The sequence below is a fragment of the Roseimicrobium sp. ORNL1 genome (assembly GCF_011044495.1).
GTDB lineage: Bacteria > Verrucomicrobiota > Verrucomicrobiia > Verrucomicrobiales > Verrucomicrobiaceae > Roseimicrobium.
On sequence record NZ_CP049143.1, the window covers coordinates 731,045 to 754,038 of the forward strand.

Sequence of the window (22,994 nt, forward strand, 5' to 3'; positions counted from 1 at the left end):
CATACATGTGATCAACGCGCCAAAAAACGCGAACTTGAGCCGTTGCGTGCAAATTCCTCGTCAATCAGCAGCTTTCGGGCTGACGAGGCCCTGGCCGGCTACTATCTGGCCAGGAGACGTGCCCAGTTGCTCCTCCAGGATGGAGCGCGAACACAGAATCGGCAGGGAATAGTGACCCTCGCCGTCCATGATGGTGAGCTTGGCATTGGGCATGCGGCTCGTGAATTTCTCCACCAGCGAATGCGGGATGTTCAGATCGAGTGAACCGTGCCAGTAGCGGACGGGGTAGGTGACTTTTTCCAGCTCGATGCCCCAGTCGGAGGTGTAGATGTTGCCATCCAGCGTCATGGCTCGGTGCCCAGACTCCAGGCCCACGCGGCCGCTGCCCATGATGATGCGAGTGTTTTCCACCGAGCGCAGTGCTTCCTGATCACGAGGCCCGAGGCTGGAAATGAACGTCCGCAGCGGCAGCGAGTCGGGAGGGAGGCGCAATACCTTGGCAGAGAGCGCCAGTCCGGGCGCCAGCAGGAGGGGGGTGTGGCGTTGCCCCCACAGAGCGAGTTTGTACGTCCACATCAGCTCGCGCGTGCCCACTTCCTTCAGGGGAGGCGCTCCGCAAATCACCGTGGCACTCAGGACGCGGTCCGGCATGGTGTGCGCCGTGGCCAGCACATACGGTCCGCCACCGGATACGCCCATGACGTGAAATTTCTCCGCGCCCACATGCGCCGCCAGTTCTTCCAGCACCGGCGGCCAGTCGAGCAGCTGCCGGCCTGGCTGAAAATCCGAGAGCCCCAGACCTGGGCGATCCGGCGAGATGATGCGCAGGCCCAAATCCTTGCCGATACCATCGAGCAATTCTCCTTGGGAGCGCGAGCTCGGCCATCCATGATAGTAGAACAGTGGCACTCCCTTCGGGTCCCCATACTCCGCATATCCGAGCCTACGTCCTGAAGAGAGCGTGATGGTGTGATCGTGATCAGTCATCATGGGTGAATCGTGCGTGATGGCTGCGGGTGCGTTCGGGGTGGAGGTGGATGTTCCAGCCTCCGCCACGGGCAATGAAGTGCAGCTTACCGCCATCGTGCAAATGGCGAAACTGATACCTACATGAACTGGCAGGGGCATCGCTGGGTTGAGAAAAAGAAGCTGGGCAGCGCTGGTGTGAAGGGCGCTTGGGAGCCACGAAGTGTGGGCACAGCCTATCGTGACGCGAATTGATAATCCGTTCACTGCCATTGAGGATACCAATAATCGATGGAGCCCGCGCTGCAAAAGCGGGCTAATGCTGACGTCCGCCGTGAAGGAGGGCTGCGATTTTCAGCTAAGCATCCATGCCTGTCTGCAAAACCGACATGTCTGCGCAAACCACCCAAACCAACAACATGAAAACCCTGCTTTGTACCCTTGCCGCTGCCTGTGCAGCCTGCTGCCTAACCTCTTGTGATACTGATGTGAATGTGCCGCCTGGCGAGTCCAAGACCACCATCGTCACCCCCGGCGAGAAAAAGGAGGAGCACAACACAACCATCGTGACCCCGTCCGCCGAAAAGAAGACTGAATCCAGTTCCTCTACCACGACGACCAACAGCGGTGGCGGCTCTACGACCCAGAGCACGCAGACCGAAACCAAGTCGAACTGAGCGAGGCTGACATCGATTCCATTTTGCGCCCCCCAACTCCTGTCCATAAGGTACGCCGAGGTGACAGGAGCGGGGGCGTGTGTGTTGTTTCTTCTATCCCGTTGAGATTGCGGCAGCCTCGGCTATAGCGGGTGAAACCATGCGCTCGGGGCCCCCGGCTACTCTTGTCCGCCTGCGCTTCCTGTGGAGGCTTGGGCCATGGCTGGCGCTTCTCTTCTGCGGACTGGGAATGACAGGCTGCAAATCCGTGCTTGGAGCGCGCGCCGAAGCGATGGCTGAGTCACGCGCGGTCGCTCCCAAGGCGAATGTCGCCTTCACCACGGGGGAATCGGCTTCGACCTCGACAACGCCGCGTCGTGGAGAAAGTCCCATCCGCATCTCCGAGGTCGCACACATGCATGATGGCATGGAGGCCTTCACCGCGCGCGTGGCGCTCGCTCGGTTTGCTCAGCAGTCGCTGGACATGCAGTACTACATCTGGGACGGCGACCAGACGGGCAGCTTTCTTTTGTCGGAACTGATCGCTGCCGCAGATCGAGGCGTGCGTGTGCGCCTGCTGCTGGATGATATCACCTCGCGAGGCATCGTGGACGGGATGCTGCAGCAACTCGCCGCTGCAGCGCGTGCGGCTACGGCAGATCTGGAGGACACCCTGGCGGAAATCACGCCGGATGACTTGGAGCGCAAGGACCGCATCCGTGACCTCATGGATGAGATTCATACGGGCGGACGCGATCTCATTGCAGCAGCGCTGGACACGCATCCAAACATTGAGGTGCGCATGTTCAATCCCTTCAATTCGCGAAAGCGCGGCGGCATGGGACGCGCCTTCCAGTTCCTCGCGGATTTCTCACGCCTGAACCGCCGCATGCACAACAAGGTCTTCGCCGCGGACAATCAGATCGCCATCGTGGGCGGCAGGAACATTGCGGACAACTACTTCGGCCTGCATGAGAAATACGATTTCCGCGATCTCGATCTCATGGTGCGTGGTCCGGTGGTGCAGGATGTGTCAGAAAGCTTCGACCTCTATTGGAATAGTGAGTGGGCCGTACCGGTGCACACCTTTTCCATGAAACACCGGTCGGAGCAGCGCCTCGCCGGATTGCGCAAGGAACTGGCCGAGGCATTCCAGTGGGAGAAACACCCCCGGCTGAAGGAACTGGAAGGCGATGCCGAGACCACGAAAGCACTGCACCGCATCACCGCACGCATGGTAAAGGCGCCGGTGCGTGTGGTGGCAGACCTACCGGGCAAGGTGCAGAAGCCCATGGGTGAGCCACTCGTGGCCGAGGCGCTGGCCGCACAAGCACGTGGATCGGAGAAGGAGATCCTCGTGGAGTCCGCCTACTTCGTGCCGGTAAATGTGACGTTTGAAAACATGCACGAGCGCATCGATCACGGCGTGCACGTCTGCATTCTCACGAACTCACTGGCCTCCACGAACCAGATGCCCGCGTATGCCGGGTATGCCAAACATCGTAAGCGGTTGCTGGAGACCGGGGTGTCGTTGTATGAACTGCGTCCCTATGATTCTGGCACTGTGGCGACAAACGGGAAGCAGCGCGGACCGCGTACGGTGTTGCACACCAAGGCAGTGGTCTTTGACCGCGAGCAAGTCTTCGTAGGTACTTTCAATCTGGATCCACGCTCCGCGGACCTGAATACGGAAATCGGACTGATGGTGAACCACCCCAAGCTGGCTGGTGAGGTGGCGGGCCTAATCGAGAGCGGCATGAAGCCGGATCGCAGTTGGCGGCTTTCGCTGGGAAAACCTGATCAAAAGGAAAAAGAACACATGAAGACACGCGGTCCTGTGTGCTGGTGTGGCGACAACATGGAAAAGCACACGGTCTTGCGACGCGAGCCGGAAACACGCTGGGGTTCACGTTTCTTGATGCGCCTGGTGTCGTGGCTGCCCATTGATGAGATGCTGTGAGATTCCCGCCAGATTTTTGCAGACCGTGCTGATTCCTGAAAACTGTGGCGCTCGTCCGCGTTAGGCGGGGATGTGTTTCCGGAAGCTGTTCTCTCTGCTCGCCCTTGCCAGCGCTCTCACTGCCGGTGAAGCGGCTCGCGCGGCGACTTCACTGCCAAACATCGTGGTCATTCTCTCGGATGACCTGGGCTATGGCAGCATCAATTCTTATGGCGCGGATCCGAAACTCGTGCAGACGCCGAATATCGATCGCCTTGCCAAAGAAGGACGTCGCTTCACGGATGCCAATACGACTTCATCCGTGTGCTCGCCCACGCGCTACTCGCTGCTCACCGGGCGCTATTGTTGGCGCACCACAGAGAAACACGGAGTGCTCAGCACATTCTCGCCGCTGCACATTGAAAGCACCCGGTTGAACATGGCTTCCCTGTTGAAGAAGCACGGTTACACCGCCGCTGCCGTGGGCAAGTGGCACCTGGGCTACGGCACGGCCACAGACAATCCCAACTGGCGCACGGACTACACCGCGGAGCTTTCACCAGGGCCGCTGGACATCGGCTTTGACTATCACTTCGCGGTGCCAGCCAACCACGGTGACCTCACCGGTGTCTTCGTGGAGAACCGCTTTGTGTACGGACTGCGCAGCGGGAAGATGCCCGAGGGGGTGAAGATTGCGGACCTCGGCCCCGACGAAGCGCAAAACTTCCAGGACTCCTACGGTCCGGAAGACACCGAAGGCGGGCGTGGCAACATCCTGCCTCTGGATGCGCCGCGTCGGAAGAACGATCGCGTGATGGCGCAACTCACACTCAAGGCCACACGCTGGATCGAGCAGCAGCCGGAGGACAAGCCGTTCTTCCTGTACTTCACCCCGGTGGCGGCGCATAACCCCATCACTCCGGACAAGGACATCGCCGGCAAGAGTCCCGCGGGTCTCTACGGTGACTGGATCAATGAGCTGGATCGCAGTGTGGGCGCCATCCTTGAGACGCTGGAAAAGAAGGGCGTGGCGCAGAATACCCTGGTGCTCTTCACCAGTGACAACGGTGGCGTTCTCAAGACAGACGGCGATACTCCCCAGACACAGGCTTACAAGGCTGGCCTCAAGGTGAATGGCGCGCTGCGCGGCCGAAAGCATGATGTCTGGGAGGGCGGGTTCAAGGTGCCCTTCATGGTGCGCTGGCCGGGACAGGTGCCTGCGGGTTCCACCTCAAATGAAATGATCAGCCTGGTTGATATCCTGGCGACCACCGCGGAGATCGTAGGGGAGCCCTTGCCGTCGGCGGAGAAGGCCGCGGAAGATAGTCGCAGTTTCCTCGCCGCGTTGAAGGGTGATGCGAAATCACCGGTGCGGAATGACATGATCGTCCATAGCTCGGATGGGGTGTATGCCATTCGCAAAGGACCCTGGAAGTGGGTGGAAGGCGTGCCCGCAGAAGGCATCAAGGCAGCCGCGAAAAAGTTGAATGCATCGCAATTTCGTCCCCAGCTCTTCGATACCAAGGACGATCCCGCTGAGGAAAAGGATGTGAGCGCCGCGCATCCGGAAGTAGTGGAGGAACTGCGCACTCTGCTGGTACGCTATCGGGACGGTGGCTACAGCCGCGAACTGCCTCCAGCCGTAGTGAAGCAAACGGAGAAGACTGTTGCAACGATGGAGAAAGCACCTGGCGGCATCGTGCTGGAAGCCGACTTGCAGGAATTTCCCAAAGCACCCTGGGTGGCACGGAAGGACAACTGGACCGCACGGGATGGCGGCCTGTGGGGATCACAACTGGCGAAGGACAAGAACGGCGCCGTGATGCGTGTCCCTGTATCACTCACGGATGGCGTCATCGATTATGAGATCGCCTTCGATGGCGCGAACCGTCACTCCCTGCGCATCGAGTGGGGAGACAAGAAAGGCAGCTTTCGCGTGGAGGTATCTCCAGAAGCTGTGGGCCTGACCAAGAATCCTTCTCCCGGTGAAGCGAAGGAAGCCATCGGGCGCATCGCGAGGAAGCCGGTGAAGCTTGCGCAGAAGACGTGGTATCCGGTGCGCATCACCTTCAAGGGCGACAAAGCCACCGTGCAGGTGAACGATGCCGTGATCGAAGGCACACACGCCGTGCTCGGTGAACCCAAGAATGCGCTGAACTTCCTCGTGTTCGAATCAAGTGCTGGATTCCGCAACCTGCGGGTGACCAACTGACTGGCAGCGCAGCTCACATCTTCGAGTTCGTTCCCTCACCTTCCATCATCCATTCCCCTATGAAGAGGCTGTTCCTGCTGACCGCAGCACTGTTTTCATTCACCCTTCCCCTGGCATCGCAGAAGCCGGATGTGCTGGTGATTCTCACCGACCAGTGGAGCCCCAGATACACGAGCTGGGACAATCCCCAGGTGAAGACGCCGCACCTCGACCAGATTGCGAAGGAGGGCATGATCTTTGATGCGTGCTACACCACCTCGCCGGTTTGCATGCCGGCGCGCGTGTCGCTCATCACCGGACTGTATCCACACAATCACGGCCACGCGCTGTGGGGCAATGCCTCCGGCTACTATGTGAGGGCGGAGTCGGCTCCGATGTTCCGCGACATGCAGCAGGCGGGCTACACCACGGCGCAGATCGGCAAGCTGCACTGGAACTCAGGTCCGGAGTGGAAGCGTGAGTATCCCACCCCACCGGAGTATTACAAGGCCCTCGGTCTGGATATGGTGAAGGACATCGCAGGCCCTCCTGACAATGCGACGGATCGCGGCGTCTATGGCAAGTACTTGAGTGGACTCGGCCTGCTGGATGCCGTGGCGAAGGATATTCGCCGTCGCTATGTGCTGTGGGAGTTTGAGCCGCGTGCCAGCCTGGCGTCTGTGGAGCAGTACCATGACAGCTTCACCACCGGTCTTGCCGTCGACTTCATCAAGGAGCAGCCGAAGGACAAGCCGCTCTGCCTCGTGGTAAGCCTGCACTCACCGCATCCCCCGCTCGATGCGCCCGGCGAGTATGCCACCATGTACGACCCTGAAAAGCTCACCCTGCCCGCCAATGTGCCGGAGTCCTTCAAGCGGGAGAACCTCACCGTGGATCAGGTGACGATGAAGAAGCTGCTGGCGAACTACCTTGGAAAAATCTCCCTTGTGGATCACTGCGCCGGAAGACTCGTAGGTGCACTCAAGGAGCGCGGCACGTGGGATAATACCATGGTGGTCTTCACCGCTGACCATGGCGAGATGATGGGCGCTCATGGATTCCTGACCAAGGGACGCTTCCATGAAGAGTCTGCGCGCGTGCCGATGGTAGTCCGCTGGCCAACTCAGGTGAAGCCCGGCAGAAGCAAGGCTCCCGTGCAGATGATGGATGCATATCCCACGATTGTCGAAGCAGCGGGTGGCAGCCTGACCCCAGGCCGCTTCGCTCGCTCGCTGATGCCCATTGCGACTGGCAAGAAGGAGCGCGTACGCCCCGTGGCCATCAGTGAGATTGGGGACAGCCCCCCTCTGCGCATCATGGTGCGTGATACCCGCTACAAATACTGGGCGGATGAAGCGAAGGAGTACCTGTACGACCTGGATGCGGATTCGCTGGAGATGACCGACCTCGCAGCAGACCCCGCCCACCAGGGCACGCTCAGCCGCATGCGCGAGCAACTCCTGCTGCAACTGCGTTCCTCACAGGTAAATTTCGCCGAAGGTTATAAAAGCAAGGTGAAGCGCGTACGTGAAGAGGAAGCCTCCCGCCAATCACCCGAGTGACCCTCCATTCCCATGATGCAAACTACACGTAGCCGTTTCCTCTTCTCCCTTCTTGGTTGCAGCCTGTCGCTGTGCCTTTCGTCCCATGGGGCGGATCCTGCGCCATCGTCGAGCACACCGTTGCCCAAGAAGGAATCCCTGCACCTCTACCTGCTCATTGGCCAGTCCAACATGGCGGGCCGTGGCGTGGTGGAGGAAGTGGACAAGAAGCCGCATGATCGCGTGCTCATGTTCACCAAAGAACAGAAGTGGGCCCCAGCGCTCGATCCGCTGCACTTTGACAAACCCATTGCCGGCGTAGGCCTGGGCTCCACCTTTGGCCGCGTGATGGCGGATGCAAATCCCGGTGTGACCATTGGCCTCGTGCCTTGCGCCGTCGGAGGCACACCGCTGGAACGCTGGCAGAAAGGAAAGGACCTGTATGAAGCGGCATTGGTACGCATCAAGGCTGCGATGAAGGACGGCACCTTGAAAGGCATCCTCTGGCACCAGGGTGAGAATGACTCCGGGGATCTGGAGAAATCCCAAACCTATGCCAAGCGCCTGGCGGCGATGGTGAATGACTGGCGCAAGGATCTGGATGCGCCCAATGTCCCCTTCGTTGCGGGTAAGCTGGGTGAATTCCTCTCGGAAACCTCGAAGGACGGCAAGCCTGTGCACTGGAAACTGGTGAATGAACAGATCGCGCAAATTCCCACACTGGTGAAAAACTCCGCCGTGGTGGATTCCTCTGGACTGAAGCACAAGGGAGACGTGGTCCACTTCGACTCCGCCTCACTGCGTGAGTTCGGCAAGCGCTACGCGAAGGCGATGCAGGAGCTGCAGGCGAAGAGCCGCTGAAGTGTTCGCAAGGATAGAGGGTTGGGGTTTTGTGAAAGAATCGTGAGCGGTGAGAGATCGGCGGCGGGCCTTCGTTACCACGCCGAAATCCACCGCCAGCGTTTTTTCACGTCATGAAATCCACCTTGCTCTTCACGGCGCTCCTCGTTCTTGGCTGCGCGTTCTCTGCCTTCGGAGCGGAAACGAAAAAGCCCAACATCCTGATCTTCCTCTGCGACGACACCGGCTGGGGCGAGTTCGGCTTCCAAGGCGCCAAGGACATTCCAACACCCAACATCGATTCGATTGCGAAGAACGGGATCCGCTTCACCCAAGGCTACGTCAGCGGGCCCTACTGCAGCCCCACGCGGGCTGGCCTGATGACAGGACGCTACCAGACGCGTTTCGGGCATGAGTTCAACTCCGCTGCGGCGCAGGACCGTGGACTCTCGCTTGCAGAGACCACCATGCCTTCGCGGTTCAAGGAGATTGGCTACCAGACCTGTGCCATCGGCAAGTGGCACCTCGGCATCGCTCCGCAGTTCCGCCCCATGGCGCGAGGGTTCGATGAGTTCTACGGCACGCTGGCGAACACGCCGTTCCTCAAGCCCAACCAGTTCGTGGATTCCCGGATCTCACCGGAAATCCAGCCGCCTGCCGGTTCCGATTTCTACACCACGGACGCCTATGCGGAGCGCGCAGTGGATTGGCTGGAGAAGAGCAAGGATCGCCCCTGGCTGCTTTATGTGCCCTTCAACGCCCAGCACGCTCCCCTGGAAGCACCGAAGAAGTACATGGACCGCTTCCCCGACATCTCGGAGGAAAAGCGCCGCACCTTCTCCGCCATGATGTCAGCGATGGACGACGCCGTGGGCCGCATCCTTGGCAAGGTACGCGATTTGAAACAGGAGGAGAACACGCTCATCTGGTTCCTTTCCGACAACGGCGGCCCCACGCAGAGCACCACCTCTCGCAACGGTCCACTGCGCGGCTTCAAGGCCACCACATGGGAGGGCGGTGTGCGCATACCTTTCTGCGTGCAGTGGAAGGGCCGCCTGCCCGCGGGCGTCACGTATGAGAATCCGGTGATTCAACTCGACATCCTGCCCACCAGTCTCGCTGCCGCTGGCGTGAAAGCCGATCCTGCATGGAAGTTGGACGGCATTGATATCCTTCCCCACCTGACGGGTGAGAACAAAGGACGCCCGCATGAAACGCTCTACTGGCGCTTCGGCGAGCAGATGGCCATCCGCCACGGTGACCTGAAGTTGGTGAAGGCCAATCTCGGAGGTCCCACGGCGGGTCTGTACGATCTCTCCGCGGACATCGGCGAAAGCAAAGATCTCGCTGCCTCCATGCCTGACAAGGTCACCGAACTGAAGGCACTCTGGGACAAGTGGAATGCCGAGCAGGCGCCGGCTTCTGCACCGAAGGAACCGGGGCAAGCGAGGAAGAAAAATGGCCAGGGAAAGAAAAAGGCCAACCGGCAGCAGCAGTAGGAGGCAAGTCGCCGGGCCGCGCTCAGGGACGAGCGGCTGCAGAAATTGTTTTGTCGCAGGTGTCGATTTCCAACGCTCCCATTCGACCAGATGGTGAACCTAGAAAGAATTACACCATGCGATACTTGATGCTCATCAACATTCACACCGCCCGCTGGGCGGAACTTTCCAGCGCGGAACGGAACCAGATCCACGCCGACTGCGGAGTCTGGAATGAGGAACTCGTCCGTGCGGGGAAATCCGTTGACGGGGTGGCGCTGCAGCCTCCTTCCACCGCTACGACTTTGCGGGAGGAAAATGGAAAAGTGACCATCACCGATGGTCCCTTTGCCGAGACCAAGGAGGTGCTCGGTGGATTTGCAGTCCTGGAGTGCGTGGACCTGGATGAAGTCCTGGCCATTGCGAAGCGCTTTCCCGGGTTGCGGGTCGGCACGGCACTGGAGTTGCGCCCCTTCATGACTGGTCCTTGTGTGGACTGACCAGCGCATTGGAAGAGGCACGCTCGTCTGCGGAGATGCCGCGAAGGCGAGCGTGCGAAGCTCACTTGGAGGCTGGAGATTCGCCGGTTGTCTTGATTGATCCATGCTGGCGAAGTCATGCTTTGGCATGTCTCATGGATCACCGCTCTGTATAACAAATTTGTTATAGATATAACATGCTATAACGTTGCTGCTCCCCTGGAAGGGATTCGCGGTGTGAAGGAATAATTGGTGGAACTTTGCAACCATTGTCCCGGGGACAGGTTTTAGAACGTATATGAAAACCAATTGCTTCTTCACCATCGCGACAGCGCTGGGACTGTCGCTGGCAGTGCACGCGCAGCAGCCCGGACCCGATCAAGATCGTCCCAAGGATCCGCCTGCTCCGCCAGTGTCCCGGCCGGATGCTCGACCAGATGCACCGCGTCGCGACTCTGACCGCGGCCCGGATCGTGGCCCCGGTCAACAGGCGGGACCTGATATGCAAAGGCACCATCAGCACGCAGCATCCACGCCGGATCGTGATGCGCATATTCGTGAAGCGCTCAAGCACCTGCGTGAAGCAGGGTTGGGTGATGTGGCACAGCGTCTTGAACGTGCCATTGGTGAGCGCCGTCTTGGAAATGACCGCCGCGACGGACAGCGGAGAGACGTTGCTGAAGGCCGCCGCGTGAATCCTCCTGGTCCTGCTGCAGGCAGTGATGCTCGCCGCCCAGACGAATTCCAACAACGCCAGCATCGCCGCCATCATAACTGGGCGGAGCAGGGCAGACGTGAAGGCGGCGATACTTTCGCCTCACCCCAGCGCATTCCGAATCCTCGCCCCGATTCAGCGCGCGGCCCTGAGCGTCGTCCCGACGCCGCACGTGGTCCCGAGCAGCGGCGCGATGGAAATGCCGGCACAGAAGAACTTCGTGGCCAGGTGCAGCGCCTCACCCGCGAAGTGGAAGCGCTCAAGAACGCACTGAAGCAACAACAGCAGCAGCGCACCCATGACGGCCCTCGTGAGCAGTTCAGTCGCCCTGATGAGCCCAAGCGCGAAGATCATCGCTCTGATGGCCCACGTGGGGAAGAACGCCGTCCCGACGCTCCGCGTTCGGATGCGCGCCGTGAGGGACCTCCCGTTCCTCCTCGTGATGGCGCTGCTCCCAACGCGCAGCCCGAAGGTCGTCGCATTGACTGACGTTCCGCACCTTTCCCATCAACACTCCTACAAGCGGCATTGCCTAATCGGGTAATGCCGCTTTTGTCTTTGGTGATGCGCAAGGCTTTCACACCCTCACACCGCACTGTGATTTTCGCCAAAACACATCTCTGAGGCAAACCCATAAGAAATGGCATCGGAGCTCGTTGTAACATCCGATGAAGTTTCTCCTCGCGCTCGCTTCGCTGTTGTTCTTCTCCGTCAAGGCCGCCATAGCCCAATCCCAGCCTCTCCTTGTTGATGGCGGTCAGCCGCGCGCGGAGATCGTCATTGCCGAGAATCCGGCTCGCATGGCGCGGCTGGCGGCGCAGGAATTGCAAACGTACGTGCAAAAGGTCAGTGGCGCCACACTCCCGATTGTGACCACGGAGTCCGGCGGCGGACGCATTCCCATTTATGTTGGAAAAAGCGCCGCGACGGAAAAGCTGAAGGTGGGTGGCGATGAACTGCGGCATGGCGCCTTCCGAATGGTCTCGGGGGAGCGGTGGCTGGCCCTCGTTGGACGTGATCGCGATTACACGCCGCGCGAACCCTGGCCGCACACCGCCAGGGATCTGGAACGCGTGCGCAGTGAGTGGGACACACTCACCGGCGAGAAGTGGGAGATGGACCTCAATCTCCGGCAGACCTTCAAGATGGAGAACAAGGAACTGGGCGTGTGGGAGCAGGATGAGCGCGGCTCACTCAATGCGGTGCACGAGTTTTTGCGCGGACTCGGAGTGCGCTGGTACCTGCCGGGAGACATCGGCGAGATCGTGCCGAAGCAGGCCAGCATCGCGCTGCCAAAGGGTGACCGCACGGTGATACCGGACTTCCCTCTGCGTTATCCGTATCAGTATGGGAAACGCTTCGCTGGAAAGACGGAGGAGACCCTGTGGCAGTTGCGACTTGGGTTGAACCAGGCGCCGGATCTCATTGGCCCGGGTTACGTGGCACACGGGACAAATAATGTGCACGCGCGCGAGGAGGTGAAGAAGGCACACCCGGAATACTACACACTCATCGACGGGAAGCGCGACACGGCGGAGTCAGGCAAGCCCTGCCTCTCCTCGCCCGGGTTGCGCGAGCAGAATGTGAAATACGTGCGTGCCATGTTCGACAAGATGGAGATTCCTGTCGTCTCCGTGATGCCCGCAGACGGCTATGTGGGCATGTGCCAGTGCGACCTTTGCAAGGGCAAGGAGACGCCGGAGCGTGGTTCCTTTGGCCGCTTCTCCGACTACGTGTGGGGCTATGTGGACGCGGTTGGCAGGGAACTGCTGAAGACACATCCTGACCGGAAGATTATCTGTGTCGCTTATGGAGCCTCCGTGCTGCCGCCGACGAAGATCGAGAAGTTGAGCCCGAACATCATTGTGTGCATCGCACAGCAGCGTGCCTCCTTCTACGAAAAGGAGCGGCGCGAATGGATGGACGAACTGCGCCGCAATTGGCTCGTGAAGCTGCCAGCGGGCGGGACTTCGCTCTGCAACTATGAATACTACCTGCATCCGCGGCAGGAGCGCGCGTATGCCTTTCTCCCGGTCTATTTCCCGCATGCCATTGCGGAGGATTTACGCTCGCTGAAGGGCATTTCCATGGGCGACTACATGGAATTCTATCGCGAGGCTGACTTGAAGGCCTTCGGCGTGAATGCGCTCAATCTCTACGTGACCTCACGGTTGTGGTGGGACTCCAGCCTGGATGTGGATGCGATGATCAATGAGTACTGCCGCGACCTCTACGGGCCTGCGAGCGAGGAGATGAAAGCCTTCATTGCCTATGGTGAAGCGCACTGGATGGGCATGAATCAATCGTCCGAGCAGATTGCGGAAGCCTTCACCCTTCTCGCCAAGGCGCAACAGAAAGTCGCCGCGGACTCACTGCCCGGTAAGCGCATCGCGTTGGTGGCAGACTACATCCAGCCACTCGTCGCCCGTCGTGAGCAGTTGCTGCGCACCGCTGGTCGCGAGAATGCACGCGTCCTGCGCATCAATGACAAGGATGGTAAAGAGATCTCGCTCGATGGAAAACTCGATGAACCCCTGTGGAAGAAGATGTCCGCCTATCAAACCGGCGAGCTCGTCGACTGCACCACGGGTAAGGTGACAAGAGCAAAGACACGCTTCCACGTCTTCTTCTCGGATAACGCGCTCTACTTCGGCATGCGCTGCGATGACCTGGACATGGCAAATGTACAGAACACCGGCGATAAGAATGATGACCCACGCATCCTTGAGGGCGACAACCTCCAGTTGCTCTTCGAAACACAAAACCACGCCTTCTACCAGATTGCCGTGAATGCAGCAGGCCGCGTGCTCGACGTGGATCATGATGGGGAGCCGAAGCCTGCGTGGTCATCCGGTGCAAAAGTGGCGACCTTCACAGGCGACAAATTCTGGAGCGTGGAAATCCGGCTGCCCTTGGGCGGCGATCTCCAGGACGCCGTGGACCCGCTCAACGGCATCTCTGGTCGTAAACCGGCCGCCACCTATCCTTGGTATTTCAATGTTTGCCGTCAACGCGTGCGCAACGGCACTGTGGAGCGCTTCGCTCTCTCTCCCACCTCGAAGCCGGACTTCCTCGACCCCATGAAGTTTGCCCGCTTGAATGGCTATGCGCCGCCCGCGAACTGGGAAAAGGAAAAGCAGCGCCGCGCCGATGCCAAGGCTGCACCGGACTCCAACTGAAAATCCTGCGCAAGGCCTTATCGTGCGCTGATCCGCTGGTCACGATGCACAGCACCATTCCGACTCTTTGTGGCATGAAGAGTTGAGGAGGGCTATTGCGTGGGATTGTTCCGTCTGCTTTTCCTTCGGAACCCTGCTCAATCGAAAGGATGATGATGCCTCGCGTGCTGACGAGCGTGATGGTCCTTCCGGACCTTCGCGTGAAGAGAGGTAGTAAAGATGGGCGCCAGTTATTTTCAGCGCATTGTCGATAGCTGCGTGGTATCGCTTGCTGCTGCCGAGAAAGAAACATGTTTGTCTGTAGCTCGGTCCCAAGAATCCATGGGAATCGATCCCGTCAGCCCTTCATTTTATTCAGAAGTAATAGATCGATACCAAATCCACCGGAGGTTGGTGAAAATGGCTTTCTGTCTCGGTGTTGGATTTCCATTCCCGCGGCTCCAATGAGTCCTTGGATGCCTGCGGCAGTGTATTTGCGACTGATATACAGTCGGACTGTGTCACCCGCCGTAAAGTTTACAGAGAGGGAATCTGGAAGTCGAAAACTTCTAATGTCCGGACTCTTATTCTCGTAGAACATGGTTAACCGAATGGCTTTACTCTCCTCCGCATCGGCGTGATATTGGACCCACTCTTCGTTGACCGGTAGATCCGTGTACTGAAGCAATGAGCTAGTAACAAATTTGCAAAATCGCTTGCTGCCCGCATATTCCTGAGCCGCTAGCTTAACTGTCGCATCGTTTATTGTTTCTGTTGAAGCAACTTCAAGCAGCAGTTTATCGCCTCCTCGTAGTAAGCGCGATAACCGCTGCAACAGCTCGCCATCGTCTTCAAAATTAGCCAACGTATTTCCCAGTAGAGAGAACAGGATTGGTTCGTTTCCAACAAATTTGTCCAACATTTCGCGAAGCTCCGCGATGTTTTGTTCGTTTGCGAAATCGATTTGAAGAGGTAGCAATCTGGACAACTTGACCAGATCTAGAGCAGCTATACTTTTCACCCCCAAGCGGAGCATTTCAGGGCTCATGTCTACCGGAAAATAGAACATGCGTTTGTTGGTTTCGGCATGATTGCTGAAGTCTTTACGCAAGTCGCTCAAGATAATCTGATCCTTCTTTCCTGTGCCGACTCCTAAGCTCACGTAGTGATAGTTGTGCGATCGTTCCTTGTGTAACTTTCCCCAGCGTTTCGCAAATTGATCATGGCTTTGCTTCATCATGACATATCTGGGATCACTTGAGGCAGTTGCCCAAGCGAGAGTTGGAACAATTCCCCAATATGAGAATCCTGATGCGAATCTCTTGCCGTCTCCTGTTGTTGAGCGCTCTCGCTTCAGATCACTGCACAATGCTTGTAGCATGTCCGATTGATCCTCCCCAATGAAGCAGAGTGTCCAACCAAAACCCGCTGCGTCTATGCCTAGTGTGATTCGTGTTTCTGATTCAAAAGAACCCTGGTGGGCGCTCTCCCCTAAAGAACTTAGAGCAATTTGCGTGACCTGTGAGACTGGATTCGGCTGTGGATTGGAGTTGGCTCCTCCCGTTGGTGAAAGGGGGGTGCCGATGGTTACTCGCGATTGATGCACTATAAAGAAGATGCTCAACGCACAAAGGACAAGGCTGCCGTACGATATATAAAAGAACTCTGTACGATCCTTGATGGCCCCTGCAGCCAGCATTGCGATACTTAGTAAGAAGAAAATTAATAAAACGCCGAAAAGCAATACGTGCTCCCTGGGTAGCTCTTTTATGATCTGCCATATCAACTGGTTTCCCGGAACTTTAATGTCCTCGGGAGTCGGACGACCGGATGGTGGAGCTAGGTCTCCCGTTCCTTTTGTACTAGCGGGAGTTTTGATTTTATCAGATGAAGAAGGCATGGAGGCAATTTGCGTGAATGCTTGTGCAAGCAAAACTGCGTTCTGCGTTCACTAATGCACCGTTATTTTCTCCAATGAAAGGTTGTATTTCCGTGCAGGCAAAATGTTTTTCGATGTTTTGTAAGACTTTCTGAAGATGAGGTGTTCAAAAGTACGTATCCTCATGCGCATACGGCGGAGCGCAGCAGCAGAGGAAGCGAAGGGTGGATCCCGCATTCGCGGTGATTTGGTGCCACGCGGTGCGGGGAATCAGGATGGCATCGCCGGGGCTGACGTTTTGGGTCTCGCCATTGATTTCCATCAGGCCGTGACCTTCGAGGATGAAATAAAACTCCTCGCTTACCTTGTGATAGTGCCGCTGGGTGGCGGTGCCGGAGGGGACGGTGGCTTCCGCGAGGCTTTGCAGTTCCACAGGTGCATTAGTGCGATCCAGGATGCTGCGAATGGTGGAGCCGTCCTTGGTCGTGAAGGGGGCTTGGGCGGAGAGTTGGTTGATGGTCATGCGTCTGCGGGATCGATTCGCCAGTTTGGGAAAGTCGCAAGGAGAATGGGCGGGCGAGGTGAAGCGGGTTGGGGGAGAACACCGTGGTTCCATGCAGAAAGTGCAATGTTTGGCACACTGATGCGGTATGAATGAGCCTGTTCCACGTCCTTCACCGCATCTGCTCTCGTCGTTCATGCAATCGCCCCTTCGCTCCCGCGTATCCCACTGGCTCCTTTCGATAGCCTTCTTTGCTGTCGCCACCAGCACTCTGTCTGCTCAAGTCGCGCCTTACGATACCCCACCGCCCGCGAGCGCTCCGTATTACCGGGTCCGCTACGACGGCTCCACGAAGCCGGGAGAGCTGGTGTATGGGGTGACCTACACGCTCTGGGTGCCGCCGGGCGTGAAGACGCTGCGTGGCGTCATCGTGCATCAGCACGGCTGTGGTGAGGGCTCGTGCAAGTCCGGCCAGACAGCGGCCTATGATCTGCACTGGCAGGCGTTGGCGAAGAAGCATGAGTGCGCCCTGCTTGGGCCTTCCTATGAGCAGCCGGAGAAGGAGAACTGCCAGCTCTGGTGCGATCCCCGCAATGGCTCGGACAAGAAGTTCCAGCAGGCGCTGACAGACCTCGGAAAGCTCGCCGGGCATCCAGAGTTGGACACAGTGCCATGGGCGTTGTGGGGACACTCCGGTGGCGGCACTTGGGCGGGTTCCATGTTGCTCATGCATCCAGACCGGATTGCTGCTGCGTGGCTCCGCTCCGGCGCGCCGAAGCTCACCGCTGCTGATCCCGCGGCCCTGCCTCCACTCACCATTCCAGATGCCTCCCTTGTGGTACCAGCCATGTGCAATCTGGGCACCAAGGAAGGCGTGACGGTGAAGGATGGCCGGTTCGGCGGCGTGTGGAAGGGCGTGGAGGCCTACTTCACCGCGCTGCGCTCCAAAGGCGGACTCATCGGCGTTTCGGTCGATCCGAACAGCAGCCATGATTGCGGGAATCAGCGCTACCTTGCGATTCCGTGGTTCGACGCCTGCCTCACCGCGCGCCTGCCGGAGAACGCCGGTGACAGCAAGCTGCAGGCCATGAAGAATGACGACACGCAGCTCGCCGCCCCGCTGGGGAACGCAGCTGTACCCGCCACGCAATTCAAAGACGACCCCAAGACCGCCGCATGGTTACCCGATGCCCGCGTGGCAAAGGCCTGGATGGAATACACCAAGGACGGCAATGTGAGTGATGCCACACCACCGCCCGCGCCCACCATGGTGAAGTTCGGCGCTGATGGCGTGATTACCTGGGAAGCCGAAGCAGACTTCGAGAGTGGCATTACCGCATTCATCATCGAGCGCGACGGCAAGGAAATCGCCCGCGTGCCGGAGAAACCCTCGAGCGTGACTGGGCGGCCGATCTTCCAGAAGAATGGCTACAGCGATTCGCCCACGCCACCACTCGCGGAGATGCGCTTCAAGGATGCCAGCGCAGAAGCCGGGAAGAAATACTCCTACACGGTGCGCACGGTGAACAGCTCCGGCGTTTCCTCGGCAGCCAGCGCACCCGCTGCTCCGTGAGCTGAGCGAGGGGCGTGCACTTCTCGGAAAGCAGGTTGATTGTCAGCATGGCTGAGCCATCGTTTCGTGACGTGGCTTGGCTTGCATGGCAAGCTGTTGTCTGCTGTCCTTTGCTCCACCTATGGCCCATCCATCCGACTCAAAGTTTTCCGGGAATGTCTCCGCATCCGCAGGGGCGAGTGGGGTGGTGCCTACCGGAGATGCCCGCTCAGGAAAGACAGGTCGCACACGACCCTTCACCCTGCCCGGCTGCAGCGCCATCATCACCGGGGCATCCTCGGGTTTGGGCGCGGAGTTTGCGCGGCAGCTTCGACTCACCGCCTCCACCCTGGTCCTGGCAGCACGCAGCGGCGATGCATTGGAGAAGTTGAAGGCGGAACTCGGCAATGGCCAGCTGCAGGTGCATGTTGTCGCCTGTGACCTTTCCACGGACGCTGGAAGAGCCGCGTTGTGGGAAAAGGTGAGCACGCTCCCCACACCGCCGAACCTTCTGATCAACAATGCCGGTCTCGGCGACTACGGCGAGTTCATGGCGGCACCCGAGGCGCGCATCCACTCGCAGATTGATCTGAACATCACAGCCCTCACGATGCTCACGCATGAGTTCGTGGCCCGCACGCAGGCCACAGAGGACCGTCCCTCGGCCGTCATCAATATCAGCTCGTTGGCCAGTACCACGCCGGTGCCGGATCTCGCCGTGTACGCCGCCACGAAGTCGTATGTGTCGAGCCTCACCGAGGGGCTCGCGATCGAGCTCGAGTCGCGGCACATCCGCCTGCTGGCCGTATGCCCAGGACCCACGCCCACGAACTTCGGCAAAAACGCCCGGCGCGAGGCGGACAAGGACATCGACCGCAGCGGGCAGGACCTGCTGACCGTGCCACCGCAGCGCGTGGTTTCCTCGGCCCTGCACAGCCTGGAGGCCGGTCACCGGCGAATGTTTCCAGGGAAGCGTGTGGCCCTGGCCGCGTTTCTATTTGAGAAGATGCCCCGCTGGATGATGCGCGGCATTCTGACAGCGCGGTACCGTCGCGCGATGTCCAAGAGCTGAACCCCCGTTTTTGCTTTCTCGCTTTATGTCAGACGTCCCCCCCTCTGATCAAACTCCATCTCCCAAGCCGTTGCGTGGCGCGCAGGTGCCACCACCCGAGGATGACTCTGAGCTGCCCGAGCGCTGGGCGAATCATAAACCGCGCATCGGTTTCTTCGGCGGTCTCATCCGCGTCATGGTGCTGGGCATCATCCTGCTGGCGCTCATCCTCCCCTTCACGCCTTATGCGGGGCGGGTGAAGCGCGGGCTGGAGCGTATTGTGGACAAGGCAAAGGAGAGCAAGGTCATCTTCCAGGAAAAGAAGGTCATCGAAGAGAAGACCGTGGTGAAGGACAAGATTGTCGAGAAGGAAAAGATTGTCGAGGTCCCCGCACCGCCGCCGCCGCTGCCTTCCAAGTTCATCCCACGCAAGGAAGTGGACGTAGCTACGCTCTACAACGGCCTCACCATCCAGACGAAGCTGGACGCGCAGGAGGGCAACTTCGCCAGCGTCGAGCGCCTGGACAAGGATGCCTTCACCGTGGAGTTCCAGCTCAAGGTGCGCGTGCCGAAGCCGAATACCACCCTCGCGGAACTTTCACGCATCAATGACCAGCTTCCGAAGGTGTTGCCCGGTCTCGAGCCTATGCTGAAGGATGCGAAGGTCTCCGGCTTCTACCACAAGCTCTATGAGCGCAAGACCTCGCTCGTGCAGCAGAACCTCACCCGGCTGAACAAGATTCTCGACCGGCACAATTTCTTCGACTGCGAGACCATCCTGGAACTCACCCATCCCGAGTCGAAGCGCCGCGTGCTTCTCATCCAGAGTGAAATGGACGTGGTGGCCGATGGCTCGGATGGCGACCGCATGCCGGAGATGAGCGAGAGCATTTACAAGAGCGACTACTACCAGCCCTTCACCAGCTACGAGTGGGCGAAGAAATCCCAGACGCCGAATCCGCTGCTGGCTCGCTGGCAGGCACGACAGGAGTCCGTGAAGAAAGAGTATGGCGCCAAGGGCTTGTCCGCCGCGCGAAATGCGGAGCTGAAGGGCGAACTCCAGCAGATCGAGTCCACCGTCCGCGCGCTTAAGTCCCGCAGCAGCCTCATCGCGGAGAAGGACCCCTTCATCGTGATTTCGCTGATCTTCAAAGATTACCCGAAGACGCATCCCCACGCGCCGTCGATTGGCGACTATGCGGCGGTGCTGCATGGCGGCAAAATCTACCCCGCCATCTGTGGCGACTATGGCCCGACCATGAAGATGGGCGAGGCTTCGCTGCTTATGGCGAAGACCATCAATGACAAGGCCACGCCCTACATTCGCCCCGAGAGCGACCTGAAGGTGACCTACCTCATCTTCCCCGGCACGGCGGACAAACCGTTCGGTCCACCGGACGTGAACAAGTGGCATGAAAAGGTGAGTGCCTACCTGCGCGATTGCGGCGGCCTCGGCGAGGGCTTTGCGCTGCACAAGTGGGAGCCTTTCCCGCCGCCGCCTCCCGCTCCTACTCCACCGGCAACAACAACCACTCCCACGCTGGCTACCGGCACTGAGCCGAAGCTTGGCGAGATGACGCCTGCTCCGGGGACTCCACAGCCTGCTCCAGTGGTCACCGGCTCTGCGCCAGCTACCACTCCGCCGACTGGTACAGTTCCACAAAGCCCGATGCCGACGCCTCCGATTCCCACGCCACCCGGCTCACCTGCCTTGCCCGCCACTCCCTCCGTGATTCCCGCCACGAAGACGCCGTGAACCGGCAATGTAGAAGGCTTCTCCAGAAGCCTTCTACGATGAGCACTGCTTCAACTACACCGTCACCGCCATGAAGCTGGCGGCGTAGGACGGGCAGAACTCCAAACGCTCAAAAATCCAGCGGGACGAGGGCAGGATGGGGACGGCGTTGCCATTGTCGTCGAAGCGGACGGTGATTTCGTGGGTATCTCCGTCGAGACCCATGCCGTTGGCTTTCAGCGCGGCTTCCTTGATGGTCCAGGCTTGGGTGAAGGCCTTGCGTCGCTGGAGGGCGGGAAGGCAGGCCCAGGCACGGAACTCGGCTTCGTTGAAGACGATGTCCAGATTCTCATCAGAGGGTTCTTCGTCGATGATTTCCTCCACATCCACGCCCACGCCGGCGGCCTCTCCGAGGGCGATGATGGCGCAGTCGCCCGCGCGGGAAACGCTGAAGTCCAGATCCTCAGCCGTGGGGTAGGTGCAGCGTGGCTTCCCGTGGCGGTCTGGGGCAATCGGCACCTTGTTCGGCGGCAGCCCGATTTCGCGGGAGAGCATCCAGCGCAGTTCCGCCCGGCTGCGCACTGCCAGGGCCAGGGCGCTCCCGGAGCGGTAGGTCGCGAAGTAGTGCGCGCGCTCCTCCGGGGTCAGCAGCGCAAGGTCCAGGGGGCACACTTCATCGAGTTCCCGTCCATCGAGGATGCGGCACAGCACGGAGTGCGGACGGGGCTGGGGAGGCGTGGTGAACGCGAAGTGGGCCAGCATGAGGCTGAACCTGGCCTCCGGGGTCATACGGCGGGGCGATGAAGAGATCATGCGCGAGCTTTGCCTTGTGTTGGAGGTTAGCAAACCGGCGGAGAAAGCAGACCGCGAGCACCAAGTTGCGGCAGCCAGACCCTCCTACGCCAATTGGCAGAGAATCGCTTAGACAACGGAATTTGGACCGTGTTCTAAGAAATTTGAAAAATTTCAACCACATGAGTCGCAAAACTGTGAAGAAGTTTTTAGAAAAAAGTGAGGCTTGCCGTAATACCGGACCGTTTTGACTGCTGGCATTCGTGACAAATCATGCCATCATGGCACCGCCTTCGGGCACGACCTCCTCTCCATGAACTACTCTGAGCTGCACCGCCTTTATCACCTGCCGTTCTTTGACCTGCTGAAGCAGGCCCGCACCGTGCATGAGGAGCATTGGCCCGAGCGTGAAGTGCAGCTTTGCACCCTGCTTTCCATCAAGACCGGCGGTTGCAGCGAAGACTGCGGCTACTGCGCCCAGAGCGCCCGCTACTCCACCGGCCTTCAGCGTGAGACGTTAATGCAGAAAGAGCAAGTCATGGAGCGTGCCCGCGCTGCCCGGGCGAATGGTTCCACCCGTTTTTGCATGGGTGCTGCTTGGAAGGGCGTGCGCATGGGCACCCAGAAGTTTGACCAGGTGCTGGATATCGTCCGTGATGTCAGCACGCTCGGCATGGAAGTCTGTGTGACCCTCGGCGAACTCGGCAATGAAGAAGCCGTGGCGCTGAAGGAAGCCGGTGTTACCGCGTACAATCACAACATCGACACCTCTCGCGAGCACTACAAAAACATCGTCACCACTCACACGTTTGACGATCGCCTCCGCACCATTCGCAACGCGCAAGACGCGGGCATGAGCGTGTGCTCCGGCGGCATCCTCGGTCTCGGTGAGACCATCGAGGATCGCCTGAAGATGCTCGAGACCCTGAGCGAGTTCAACCCGCAGCCTGAGAGCGTGCCGATCAATTCGCTGATGCCCATCAAAGGCACGCCGATGGAGAACAACGAGCCGGTGGATGTCTTCTCCCTCGTGCGCATGATTGCCATCACCCGCATCGCGATTCCGAAGTCCAAGGTGCGTCTCAGCGCCGGTCGCTATTCCCTGAGCAAGGAAGCCCAGGCGCTGTGCTACTTCGCCGGCGCCAACTCGATTTTCTACGGAGATAAGCTGCTCACCACCGTGAACCCGCGTGCGAATGAGGACATGAAGCTCCTCGCCGAACTCGGCCTCACCCCACAGACTCCGAATCCGGCGATGACTGCTCCCGAGGTGAACTTGGATAGGCCGCTGTCACCGTGCTGTGCTGAAGATCATGAGCATTATGGCCATGATCACGAGCATGCACATGAAGGCGTACCTGCGTGTGAGTCTTCGGGCTGCTGCCCGTAACTTAAGGAGGTTAGGCGTCCCGCCTGACAGTGGTGGTTAGGCCTCTGGCCTGACCAATCCCAGACGCTTCATTTCGCCATCACGATGCGCCAAGGTACCGCGCTCGTATTTTGACACTTGCCCTCAGCAA

18 protein-coding genes are annotated in these 22,994 nt (G+C 59.2%); 14 read left to right on the plus strand and 4 right to left on the minus strand.

Features of this window, described 5'->3' with window-relative positions; genetic code table 11:
- Positions 1-60: 60 nt before the first annotated feature.
- Positions 61-990 carry an alpha/beta hydrolase gene (locus G5S37_RS02965; protein WP_165200685.1) on the minus strand — a complete coding sequence of 310 codons (930 nt, stop codon included), beginning with the start codon at positions 988-990 and terminating at the stop codon, positions 61-63.
- Here G5S37_RS02965 and G5S37_RS32645 point away from each other — a divergent pair.
- The 10 genes from G5S37_RS32645 (at position 989) to G5S37_RS03010 (ending at position 13,984) form a co-directional block, all read left to right on the plus strand.
- On the plus strand, positions 989-1,114 hold the full coding sequence (locus G5S37_RS32645) for a hypothetical protein (protein ID WP_276617019.1): 126 nt from the start codon (positions 989-991) through the stop codon (positions 1,112-1,114). The two genes, G5S37_RS02965 and G5S37_RS32645, sit on opposite strands and share 2 nt — an antisense overlap.
- 271 nt (positions 1,115-1,385) lie before the next feature.
- Complete coding sequence (locus tag G5S37_RS02970; RefSeq protein WP_165200688.1) at positions 1,386-1,643, plus strand: hypothetical protein; 258 nt, start codon at positions 1,386-1,388, stop codon at positions 1,641-1,643.
- A gap of 139 nt (positions 1,644-1,782) precedes the next feature.
- A complete protein-coding gene (locus tag G5S37_RS02975; protein ID WP_165200691.1) occupies positions 1,783-3,582 on the plus strand; it encodes a phospholipase D family protein in 1,800 nt (599 codons plus the stop codon).
- A 70-nt stretch (positions 3,583-3,652) separates the two neighbouring features.
- Positions 3,653-5,773, plus strand: a complete 2,121-nt coding sequence (locus G5S37_RS02980) for an arylsulfatase (protein WP_165200694.1) — start codon at positions 3,653-3,655, stop codon at positions 5,771-5,773.
- Positions 5,774-5,832: 59 nt separating this feature from the next.
- Positions 5,833-7,314, plus strand: coding sequence for a sulfatase-like hydrolase/transferase (locus G5S37_RS02985; protein ID WP_165200696.1), 1,482 nt, complete (start codon positions 5,833-5,835; stop codon positions 7,312-7,314).
- Between the two features lie 12 nt (positions 7,315-7,326).
- The gene (locus tag G5S37_RS02990) at positions 7,327-8,154 is read left to right on the plus strand and encodes a sialate O-acetylesterase (protein WP_206026288.1); all 828 of its coding nucleotides are present in this window, start codon (positions 7,327-7,329) and stop codon (positions 8,152-8,154) included.
- A gap of 113 nt (positions 8,155-8,267) precedes the next feature.
- Positions 8,268-9,632: a sulfatase-like hydrolase/transferase gene (locus tag G5S37_RS02995; protein WP_165200698.1), complete on the plus strand. Its 1,365-nt coding sequence runs from the start codon at positions 8,268-8,270 to the stop codon at positions 9,630-9,632.
- A gap of 116 nt (positions 9,633-9,748) precedes the next feature.
- Positions 9,749-10,111, plus strand: coding sequence for a YciI family protein (locus G5S37_RS03000; protein ID WP_165200700.1), 363 nt, complete (start codon positions 9,749-9,751; stop codon positions 10,109-10,111).
- A gap of 277 nt (positions 10,112-10,388) precedes the next feature.
- A complete protein-coding gene (locus tag G5S37_RS03005; protein ID WP_165200702.1) occupies positions 10,389-11,294 on the plus strand; it encodes a hypothetical protein in 906 nt (301 codons plus the stop codon).
- 179 nt (positions 11,295-11,473) lie between these two features.
- Positions 11,474-13,984 carry a DUF4838 domain-containing protein gene (locus G5S37_RS03010; RefSeq protein ID WP_165200704.1) on the plus strand — a complete coding sequence of 837 codons (2,511 nt, stop codon included), beginning with the start codon at positions 11,474-11,476 and terminating at the stop codon, positions 13,982-13,984.
- 337 nt (positions 13,985-14,321) lie between these two features.
- Here the strand turns inward: G5S37_RS03010 and G5S37_RS03015 are convergent, their stop codons facing one another.
- Positions 14,322-15,863, minus strand: coding sequence for an L-histidine N(alpha)-methyltransferase (locus G5S37_RS03015; RefSeq protein ID WP_165200706.1), 1,542 nt, complete (start codon positions 15,861-15,863; stop codon positions 14,322-14,324).
- A 145-nt stretch (positions 15,864-16,008) separates the two neighbouring features.
- Positions 16,009-16,365, minus strand: a complete 357-nt coding sequence (locus tag G5S37_RS03020; protein WP_165200708.1) for a cupin domain-containing protein — start codon at positions 16,363-16,365, stop codon at positions 16,009-16,011.
- 175 nt (positions 16,366-16,540) lie between these two features.
- On the opposite strand from G5S37_RS03020, the gene G5S37_RS03025 reads away from it, so the two are divergent.
- The 3 genes from G5S37_RS03025 to G5S37_RS03035 all read left to right on the plus strand — a co-directional run bounded on the left by G5S37_RS03025 (position 16,541) and on the right by G5S37_RS03035 (position 20,703).
- The gene (locus G5S37_RS03025; protein WP_165200710.1) at positions 16,541-17,917 is read left to right on the plus strand and encodes a hypothetical protein; all 1,377 of its coding nucleotides are present in this window, start codon (positions 16,541-16,543) and stop codon (positions 17,915-17,917) included.
- Positions 17,918-18,038: 121 nt separating this feature from the next.
- The gene (locus tag G5S37_RS03030) at positions 18,039-18,968 is read left to right on the plus strand and encodes an SDR family NAD(P)-dependent oxidoreductase (protein WP_165200712.1); all 930 of its coding nucleotides are present in this window, start codon (positions 18,039-18,041) and stop codon (positions 18,966-18,968) included.
- A 25-nt stretch (positions 18,969-18,993) separates the two neighbouring features.
- Positions 18,994-20,703 carry a glycoside hydrolase family 75 protein gene (locus tag G5S37_RS03035; protein ID WP_165200714.1) on the plus strand — a complete coding sequence of 570 codons (1,710 nt, stop codon included), beginning with the start codon at positions 18,994-18,996 and terminating at the stop codon, positions 20,701-20,703.
- A gap of 54 nt (positions 20,704-20,757) precedes the next feature.
- Here the strand turns inward: G5S37_RS03035 and G5S37_RS03040 are convergent, their stop codons facing one another.
- On the minus strand, positions 20,758-21,495 hold the full coding sequence (locus tag G5S37_RS03040) for a 4'-phosphopantetheinyl transferase superfamily protein (RefSeq protein WP_165200716.1): 738 nt from the start codon (positions 21,493-21,495) through the stop codon (positions 20,758-20,760).
- A 292-nt stretch (positions 21,496-21,787) separates the two neighbouring features.
- On the opposite strand from G5S37_RS03040, the gene bioB reads away from it, so the two are divergent.
- Complete coding sequence (gene bioB / locus G5S37_RS03045; protein ID WP_165200718.1) at positions 21,788-22,864, plus strand: biotin synthase BioB; 1,077 nt, start codon at positions 21,788-21,790, stop codon at positions 22,862-22,864.
- The last annotated feature ends 130 nt before the right edge of the window (positions 22,865-22,994 follow it).